At 40.8% G+C, this 9169-nt stretch carries 8 protein-coding genes; 3 read left to right on the top strand and 5 right to left on the bottom strand.

The features are described from left to right. Window positions 1-90 precede the first annotated feature (90 nt). The 5 genes from I3259_RS19425 to I3259_RS19405 form a co-directional block, all read right to left on the bottom strand. Window positions 91-564 (bottom strand): FKBP-type peptidyl-prolyl cis-trans isomerase, encoded by a 474-nt coding sequence (locus I3259_RS19425; RefSeq protein WP_005367112.1) that lies wholly within the window; start codon window positions 562-564, stop codon window positions 91-93. Between the two features lie 91 nt (window positions 565-655). Further along, window positions 656-895, bottom strand: coding sequence for a YecH family metal-binding protein (locus tag I3259_RS19420; RefSeq protein ID WP_238031341.1), 240 nt, complete (start codon window positions 893-895; stop codon window positions 656-658). A 106-nt stretch (window positions 896-1001) separates the two neighbouring features. Then, window positions 1002-1556, bottom strand: coding sequence for a GNAT family N-acetyltransferase (locus I3259_RS19415; RefSeq protein WP_238031340.1), 555 nt, complete (start codon window positions 1554-1556; stop codon window positions 1002-1004). Between the two features lie 80 nt (window positions 1557-1636). Continuing rightward, window positions 1637-5098: a transcription-repair coupling factor gene (mfd, locus tag I3259_RS19410; protein WP_238031339.1), complete on the bottom strand. Its 3462-nt coding sequence runs from the start codon at window positions 5096-5098 to the stop codon at window positions 1637-1639. Continuing rightward, window positions 5091-5675: a PilZ domain-containing protein gene (locus tag I3259_RS19405; protein ID WP_238031338.1), complete on the bottom strand. Its 585-nt coding sequence runs from the start codon at window positions 5673-5675 to the stop codon at window positions 5091-5093. Before I3259_RS19405 ends, mfd begins: the two co-directional genes overlap by 8 nt. Window positions 5676-5929: 254 nt before the next feature. Between I3259_RS19405 and lolC the strand changes: the two genes are divergently transcribed. From lolC to lolE, 3 genes are read left to right on the top strand one after another with little or no spacing between them, the layout of a single operon-like run. After that, on the top strand, window positions 5930-7138 hold the full coding sequence (gene lolC, locus I3259_RS19400; protein ID WP_238031337.1) for a lipoprotein-releasing ABC transporter permease subunit LolC: 1209 nt from the start codon (window positions 5930-5932) through the stop codon (window positions 7136-7138). Further along, window positions 7131-7823, top strand: coding sequence for a lipoprotein-releasing ABC transporter ATP-binding protein LolD (gene lolD / locus I3259_RS19395; protein ID WP_238031336.1), 693 nt, complete (start codon window positions 7131-7133; stop codon window positions 7821-7823). The genes lolC and lolD overlap by 8 nt, the downstream gene beginning before the upstream one ends. Next, window positions 7823-9070, top strand: a complete 1248-nt coding sequence (gene lolE / locus I3259_RS19390; RefSeq protein ID WP_238031335.1) for a lipoprotein-releasing ABC transporter permease subunit LolE — start codon at window positions 7823-7825, stop codon at window positions 9068-9070. The genes lolD and lolE overlap by 1 nt, the downstream gene beginning before the upstream one ends. Window positions 9071-9169 lie beyond the last annotated feature (99 nt).

Genomic DNA, 9169 nt, shown 5'->3' with positions numbered 1-9169 from the left:
ATGCGACTAGGCCTTCAAGAAAACGTGAATTATCTTAATTCACATGCATTAAGCATTTTTGCTGGCGTTTTTGTTTATATCTGTTTTCTATTAGTTGATTTTAAATAACTCAACATCAAAAATGAGCACTGAGCCAGGTGGAATGCTACCTGCACCGTTATTACCATAAGCTAGATTAGCTGGAATGAAGAAACGCATTTTTTCACCAACAACCATATGTTGTAAGCCTTCCGTCCAACCTTTGATCACGCGGTTAAGTGGAAATGAAATTTTTTCACCACGATCGACTGAGCTATCAAACACAGTGCCATTAATTAAAGTACCGTGGTAATGCACTGTTACGCTATCTGTCGCTTTAGGGTGTTCAGTCCCTGTTCCTTTTTGTAAAACAAGGTATTGCAGACCAGAAGGCGTCGTTTGTACGCCTTCTTTTAATTTATTTTCCGCAAGAAAAGCTTCACCTTGCTTAATGTTTTCAGCAGCAACTTGCTTATTGTTGTATGAACGATAAAGGAAAAAAGCGAGTAATACGGCAACAATAACGGCAATAACAATTTTGGACACAATAGTTTCCTTACAAATGAATTTCTTGCATCTTACCACTGTGTCGTTTTTCTAACAGTATGAAACTGTAAAGAATGTTGTGCTTAATCGTTTAATGGTGACACATATTGGCAATGTTAGTCTTAACGATGCCATCTGTAATTGTCACTTTGTTTTTAGCAACAAAAAATTCTAACAATTGTTCAATCGTTAAATCTTTTAACTTGCAGGTGTAAAACGTCGCATCAGCGCCGTATCTATTCGTAATTTTTTCTTTCAATGTTTCTATTGTGTACGGCTGTTGAGATTCGATCAGTAAATTAAGGATATCGTGAGCGTGATATGTATTCATCGGGGAGTTGTCCTTCAAGATTGTTTACGAATACAGCATAAGTGAAGGACATAAAGGAAATGTTGATGTGTGATAATAAAGTGTATCTTAAATACAGCTTTTTAAGTTAAGTGAATAAATCGCTTGGTACTAGCGAATAAACAAGACCATCAAGCGGTTTATTATGATAAAAAATACGATTACGCGCTTCACATTCAAATTTAGCATTGCATGCTTTTGCTGTTTTTTGGCTTGCATAATTATCGATATGCGTAATGATTTCTAAGCGCGTTAACCCCAGCATTTGAAAAGCAAATTGTACGGCTGCGATATTTGCTTCAGTTGCAAACCCTTGTCGATGACAACCTGTTTTTATCCAATAACCTAAATTTGCACTATTGGTCATAGGAATAATCGCACTCAGAGAAACCGTCCCAATAAACGCATCATCAAAGCGATTAAAGATGGCAAATTCATAGCTAAAATCGGTTTGCCAGCTGAGTCGACTTGCACTAATCCATTCATGGGCATCATGTTGATCAAAGCTATTATCACACCATTCAAGCCATGGACTTAGTTCATTAACTGAGTCATGTACGGCGGTGAGAAAATCATTGAGATCAGCATTTTTAAATGGGCGAAGAATGAGCCGAGGAGTAGAGATTTCGAAATCAAGTTTCATAGCTATCCTGCCGAAATTGGGGAAGTATGTAAATATAAAGTACTGACCTTGCTTGGTCAGTACTTTAGAGGATGGTTTACTTACACCATGTGCTGACGAAATTGTTCAAGAAGATCTTCAAGGAACTTAATTCGCTTTTTACGATCACTTTGCTCAGCAATGATTTTCAGTTTTGTTGGACCTTCCATTCGGAAAATATTTGGCTGGGTTTGCAGTAAACCAACAAGGAAGGTTGGATTGATTGCTGCATTTTGATCAAATTCGAAATAACCGCCTTTTTCACCGTTCTCGATTTTCTTAATACCCAGCGTTGCTGCTTTAAGTTTGACACTGTTTACCGTCAGTAAGTTCGATGCCGCTTCTGGCAATAAGCCAAATCGGTCAATTAGCTCGACTTTAATTTCGTTTAGCTCGTTGTCATCACTAGTACTTGCGATGCGTTTGTAAAGAGATAAACGCGTATTAATATCAGGGATGTAGTCATCAGGCAGTAGTGCTGGAATACGTAACTCAACTTCTGTTTGTTGTTTAAGTAGATCATCTAGAGAAGGCTCTTTACCTTCTTTTAGGGCTTCAACGGCTTGTTCTAACATTTCCATAAAGAGGCTAAAGCCAACCGACTGAATTTGACCACTCTGTTCATCACCAAGTAATTCACCAGCACCACGAATTTCTAAATCATGGGTTGCTAACGTAAAGCCTGCACCAAGATCTTCAAGAGAAGAAATGGCTTCAAGGCGTTTCACCGCATCTTTCGTCATACGCTTTGGGTGTGGTGTTAATAGGTAAGCATAAGCTTGGTGGTGAGAACGACCAACACGACCACGTAGCTGGTGTAACTGAGCCAAGCCAAGATTATCTGCACGATCCATAATAATGGTATTAGCGGTAGGGACATCGATACCGGTTTCAATAATTGTTGTACACACAAGTACATTGAAGCGCTGGTGGTAAAAATCGCCCATAATTTTTTCGAGTTCACGCTCACGCATTTGACCGTGAGCAAAGGTGATACGGGCTTCAGGGATCAACTTTGCTAAATCTTCAGTCGTTTTTTCAATGCTATCGACTTCGTTATGCAGGAAGTAAACCTGACCACCACGACTGATTTCACGTAGTACTGCTTCACGAATAACGGCATCATCGGATTGGCGAACAAATGTTTTGATCGCTAAACGACGAGCCGGTGGCGTGGCGATAATCGAAAGATCGCGCATCCCACTCATTGCCATGTTTAAGGTACGAGGAATCGGTGTTGCCGTTAAGGTTAAGATATCGACATTGGCACGAATCGCTTTGATTTTCTCTTTCTGACGAACACCAAAGCGGTGCTCTTCATCGACAATCAATAAGCCTAAATCATGGTAGTTCACACTGCTGTTTAGTAGCTTATGAGTACCAATTAAGATGTCGATTTTACCTTCTTCGACATCCGCTAAAATTTGTTTTTGCTCTTTCGCTGTTTTAAATCGAGATAATACTTCGACACGCACTGGCGTATTTGCAAAACGGTCACGGAAGTTTTCAAAGTGCTGTTGTGCCAATAGGGTAGTTGGCACTAACACAGTTACCTGTTTGTTGTTATCAACTGCCACAAATGCAGCACGCATAGCGACTTCAGTTTTACCAAAGCCCACATCACCACAAACAAGGCGATCCATCACCTTGGTTTGACACATATCAGATAGGACTGCGTTAATTGCTAAAGCTTGATCGTAGGTTTCTTCATAAGGGAAACCTGCGCTGAATTCAGCGTACGCTTCACGATCTAGGGTAAATTTAACGCCTGGTTTTAATTCGCGTTTAGCGTAAACATCCAGTAATTCAGCCGCGACATCACGTACTTTTTCTGCTGCTTTTCGGCGAGCTTTAGACCATGTTTCGCCACCTAATTTATGAATAGGTGCGGTATCTTCAGCGCCACCTGAGTAGCTACTAATTAAATGCAGTGATGCAACAGGCACATAGAGTTTAGCGCCACCTTGATATTCAAGTGTCACATACTCGGTTTTAATACCACCCGCTTCAAGGGTTTGTAAACCTTGGTAACGTCCGATGCCGTGATCAATGTGAACGACAGGTTGCCCCACTTGCAGTTCAGCAAGGTTGCGAATAATGGTATCGGCGTTAACGGTGGTTTTCTTATCATCACGACGTCGACGTTGAACAATACGTTCACCAAGTAAGTCACTTTCACACAAGAATGCAACAGCGGGATCATCAAGAATAAAGCCATTTTCAGCCGAGCCAATAACAAGGCTATGTTTTGTTGGGTTATCAAGGGCTTCATCTAATGTTTTGCAGACCAGTGGACGGACTTTGATCCGTGCTAATAGATCCAGCAGCGCTTCTCGGCGGCCTTCAGAGGCAACAGAGAAAATAACTTTGCCTTGGAATTGCTCATCAAAGCGTCTGAGTTCAGCAAATGGCTCTTTAAGTTGATGATTAATCGTGATGCTTGGGACGGGTTTTAATTCAGGATTAAAACGGCCTGCTTTTTGACTATCGACAGGCTCAGATTGAATACGAACACGAGGCAGATTCTTAAAGCCTGTGAACATTTCATCTTTTGTTAGCCATAGCTCTTTAGGTTCAAGTAAAGGACGTAATGGATCAACACGGCGTTGATCGTAACGGTATTCAGCATCGGCTAAAAAGCTATCAACGGCAGGCTCTAAATCACCTAACGTGATAAGCAAAGACGTATCGGGTAAGTAATCAAATAAGGTTTCTGTTTTATCGAAAAACAGTGGTTGCCAGTATTCAATACCTGCCGGCCATGTGCGTTTGCTGACTTGTTGATAAATAGATTCTGGTTCACGGCGAGCTTCAAAACGTTCACGCCAGCGCATACGGAAATTTTCAACTGCGATTTCATCAGTTGGGAATTCATGCGCTGGTAATAAATCGATACTATCAATTTCACCGGTAGAGCGCTGGTTATCTGGATCAAACTGACGAATAGAGTCGACTTCATCGTCAAAAAAATCGATACGATAAGGTGATAGACTCCCCATTGGGAACAAATCAAGCAACGAGCCTCGGCTGGCATACTCGCCATGCTCCATCACTTGATCGACATGACGATAACCTGATACTTCAAGTTGTAAGCGCAGTTTTTCAAGTGACATACGATCGCCAGCTTTTACGATTAAAGCATGCTGGTGGATGAATTCTCTTGGGGTTTGTCGCTGTAGCAAGGTACTGATAGGAACCAAAATGATGCCAGATTTTTGGCTTGGCATTTTGTATAAACGTGCTAAACGTTCAGAAATAATATCTTGGTGTGGCGAGAAATTATCATAAGGTAGGGTTTCCCAATCTGGAAAAACGTTTACCTCAACATCGCAAAATTGCGTGATTTCTGGCTGAAGTTTTAAGGCTGTTTGGGTATCAGGAACCACAGCAAGAACAGGACCTTTGTGTGATGCTGCAACTTCTGCAAAAGACAGTGCAAGGGCTGCACCCTTGATATTACCGATATAACGGTTATCACCAGCCTTACTAGGTAAGGGGATAGAAAGTAAGTGTTTATTATTCATCGTTATTATTTAATTGTCGTTGTTGAGCACGTTGGCGTAAAAGTTTTTGCTGGCTATATAAAGCGGCGCGGATCAGCAAATCTCGATCATCTTCAAGCAAACGGGTGTAACGCAATTTAATGATAAATTGCTCATCGCTAGCAATACTTTCGGTGACTTCAGCGTAGCAAAAAATAGCAGCGGCTGGGTAATCTAAAAACAGTTTCACTCTAACATTAGAGCCAACCTGATAGGAAGATGAACTGGTAAAACTAAGGTTACTTGCGCCAAAAGTTAAGGTAGTAAAACGATAGGTAGGATCATCTTGCTGCGATAAGACATAAGACAGTAATAGATTAATTTTACTGTTTTGTGCTGCAAGATAGTCCATCAATGCTTGGGTTTCATTTTTGTTGAAACTGGCGAATAAACGATCGGCATTGTCTTCTAACGTCGAACACTCGCTGGCAATACGAAATAAAGGCGGGATTTCGGCATTGAAATCTTGTTCATCAGGTACGCTTTCATTAGATGATAAACGTTCAACGTTAATAGTAAGCCCTAGCTGGACTGAAAAATACTCATCTTGTTGTGTCATAACGCACTCACTGTGAATAAATCCTATTTTCAAACTAATAATAGGAGCGGATGTCATAACCTACAGCCACGGCATATAAAGCTTGATTTAATTGAACTGATTATTACTTAGCAAGCATGCAAGGGCAAGAAAAGTGGCGTAAGTGTTTATCATTTAGTCACTGAATTTACATTACATTTACCATGTCGGATGGTAATTAATGATGTGAACGAGTATTCTTTACCAACCTAATAAAGGAGTGGTTTCTCAATCCTATGTTTCATCCAGTTTCTTTTTTTATCGGCTTACGTTATTTACGAGGTCGATCAGGCGATCGCTTTAGTCGCTTTGTCTCTTATATGTCTACAGCCGGTATTACCATTGGCGTAATGGCGTTAATTACCGTTATGTCTGTGATGAACGGTTTTGAAGAACAGCTAAAAGGTCGAATTTTAGGTGTTTTGCCGCAAGCCGAAGTATCAAGTGCTGATGGACGAGTGCCGTTATCAGAACATGCACCAGAGGCGTTAAAGACGTTGCCACATGTGACAGACGTGACGGCGATAACACGCGGTGAAGCGATTATTCAAAGTGCGAACTCTATTGCTGCAGGCACAATGATTGGTATTGAGCCGAATCAGTATGATCCTATTTCACGTCATATGATGGTCGGGCGTTTAAGTGATCTAACGCCTGGTAGTTTTAACGTTGTTATTGGTCAAGCGCTTGCCGTTGAGTTAGGTGTGCAACCTGGCGATAAAATTCGTCTAATGGTGACTAGTGCGAGCCAATTTACTCCTATTGGTCGAATGCCGAGCCAAAGGAAATTTGAAGTATCTGGTATTTATGACACAGGCTCTGATGTTGATAAGCAATTGGTATACACCAATATTTCAGATGCAGGACGTTTATTACGTTATAAACAAGATCAAATGACAGGCTGGCGTTTATACCTTGATGATCCATTCGTTGTTCCTGAATTAGCTAAATTGAAATTACCCAATGGTTGGACGTGGTCTGATTGGCGCGAGCAGCGTGGTGAACTTTTCCAAGCTGTAAAAATGGAAAAGAATATGATGGGCTTGATGCTTGGTTTGATCATTGGTGTGGCGGCTTTTAACATCATTTCTGCTTTAGTGATGGTGGTGATGGAGAAACAATCAGAGGTCGCAATATTAAAAACCCAAGGTATGACTCACCGCCAAGTCTTGACGATTTTTATTGTTCAAGGTGCAAGTAGTGGTGTTATCGGTGCATTATTAGGTGGTTTGCTCGGAGCGTTAGTAGCGCATTATCTTAATACCATTATCTCTGTATTGGGTGTTGATTTAGCATCGATCGGTGGCACATTACCAACCGTGATTGAACCAATGCAAATTATGTTTGTTATTTTAGGCGCTATTAGCTTGAGTTTATTAGCGACTGTTTTTCCTTCTTATCGTGCGGCCGCTGTCCGTCCTGCTGAGGCTCTTCGTTATGAATAATGCGTTATTATCTTGTCATCAACTTTGTAAAACCTATAAAGAAGGACAGTTTGAAACAGAAGTTTTAAAACAAGTCGATTTAGAGATTGCTGATAATGAGTTAGTCGCTATTGTTGGTTCATCAGGTTCAGGTAAAAGTACACTTTTACATATTTTGGGTGCGTTAGATGAACCCACTGATGGGGAAGTGTTCTTCAAAGGGCAGCGCTTAGATATTTTAAGTGCAAACAAACAAGCTAAAATTCGTAATCAAGAAATTGGCTTTGTATACCAGTTTCACCACTTACTTGCAGACTTCACTGCCGTTGAAAATGTTGCTATGCCATTGTTAATTGGTGGTAAAAGTGTAAGTGAAGCGCGTACATGTGCACAAGATATGCTGTCTTTAGTTGGGCTCAGTCATCGTTATGAACACCGTCCTTCAGAGTTGAGTGGGGGGGAACGCCAACGTGTTGCGATTGCACGTGCTTTGGTTAATAACCCTGCTATTGTTTTGGCGGATGAGCCAACGGGTAATCTTGATCATAAAACAGCATTAGAAATTTATGACTTAATGCGTAAATTAAATGCAGAATCAGGTACCGCTTTTTTAGTCGTAACTCATGATAGTGAATTAGCGGCAAAGCTAGACCGTTGTATGCATATGCAAGATGGCGTGTTATCTCAAGTCGTTGTGGAGGCTTAATGTTTCGCCCTCTTTCTTTATATATAGGTAGTCGTTTTAATCGTTCAAAAAAACGTAACCGTATGGTGTCATTTATTTCAATGTCATCGATGTTAGGTATTGCTGTTGGTGTTGCAGTGATCATTGTTGGTCTTTCGGCAATGAACGGTTTTGAACGTGAACTACAAACCCGTGTGTTATCCGTGATCCCACATGGTGAATTACAGGCTGTTGAGCCTCCTTTAAATAATTGGCAACCGTTAGTTAAGCAAATCGAAAAACACCCAGATGTTACCGCAGCCGCGCCTTATGTTGAATTCACTGCATTACTTGAAAAAGGAACTAAGCTAAAAGCCGTAGGTGTTCGAGGTGTTAATCCTCAAGAGCAACTTAAAGTGAGTGAACTACCGCGTTATGTATTAAATGATGCATGGAGTAAATTCTCATCAGGTAAAAAAGAAGTCATTTTAGGTCAAGGCGTTGCTAAGAGTCTTAACGTGAAAGTGGGGGATTGGTTAACCGCAATGATCCCTAACGCTGATCCAGAAATGACCCAGCTTCGAGCTCCTCACCGTATTCGCTTACAAGTGGCAGGTATTTTAGCGCTTGGCGGAGAAATTGATCATAAACTGGCGATAGTACCTTTGGCTGATGCTCAAAAGTACATGGATATGGGGCAAGGTGTCTCTGGTATCCAAATTAATGTAGATAAAGTGCTAGAAGCGCAGCGTATTGTAAAAGAAGTGGGTAATACTCTTCCTGTTTATGTATATCTTAAAAGTTGGACGCAGCAATACGGCTATATGTATCGTGATATTCAGCTGGTACGTACAATTATGTATCTAGTTATGGTATTAGTTATTGGCGTTGCCTGTTTCAATATTGTTTCAACCTTGATGATGGCAGTAAAAGATCGAGCTTCTGATATCGCAATTCTCAGAACGATGGGGGCTAGTGATCGCTTAGTGAAATCAATCTTTATTTGGCATGGTGTATTATCTGGTGTGTTAGGTAGCGTGATGGGATCAATATTTGGTTGCTTAGTTGCTGTTAACTTAACTCATATAGTTCGAGTAATAGAAAAGATAATTGGCCATCGATTCTTATCAGGTGATATTTATTTTATTGATTTCTTACCAACGCAATTGGCATATAAAGATGTGTTAATTGTTTCTATAACTGCAATCGTTCTAAGCCTTATTGCGACTTGGTACCCAGCACGTCGTGCAAGTAGTTTACAACCAGCACGTGTTCTCAGTGCGAAGTAAGCAGTAAATCTTGTTTGAAAAACGGAGTCTTTTTAAGACTCCGTTTTTTTGTTTGCCCAGCGAAGCTGGCAAACCCGTCAGGTTGGAAGAAACCTGAAT

This window comes from Photobacterium sp. Ph5 (assembly GCF_022129445.1).
GTDB lineage: Bacteria > Pseudomonadota > Gammaproteobacteria > Enterobacterales > Vibrionaceae > Photobacterium.
Note: the sequence above shows the minus strand (reverse complement) of the source record. Positions and strands in the feature narration are given on the sequence as shown.

Excerpts from the sequence above, each read along its gene's own strand:
- I3259_RS19420 (WP_238031341.1), bottom strand. The coding sequence starts at position 895 with ATGAATACATATCACGCTCACGATATCCTTAATTTACTGATCGAATCT.
- I3259_RS19415 (WP_238031340.1), bottom strand. The coding sequence starts at position 1,556 with ATGAAACTTGATTTCGAAATCTCTACTCCTCGGCTCATTCTTCGCCCA.
- mfd (WP_238031339.1), bottom strand. The coding sequence starts at position 5,098 with ATGAATAATAAACACTTACTTTCTATCCCCTTACCTAGTAAGGCTGGT.
- I3259_RS19405 (WP_238031338.1), bottom strand. The coding sequence starts at position 5,675 with ATGACACAACAAGATGAGTATTTTTCAGTCCAGCTAGGGCTTACTATT.
- lolC (WP_238031337.1), top strand. The coding sequence starts at position 5,930 with ATGTTTCATCCAGTTTCTTTTTTTATCGGCTTACGTTATTTACGAGGT.
- lolD (WP_238031336.1), top strand. The coding sequence starts at position 7,131 with ATGAATAATGCGTTATTATCTTGTCATCAACTTTGTAAAACCTATAAA.
- lolE (WP_238031335.1), top strand. The coding sequence starts at position 7,823 with ATGTTTCGCCCTCTTTCTTTATATATAGGTAGTCGTTTTAATCGTTCA.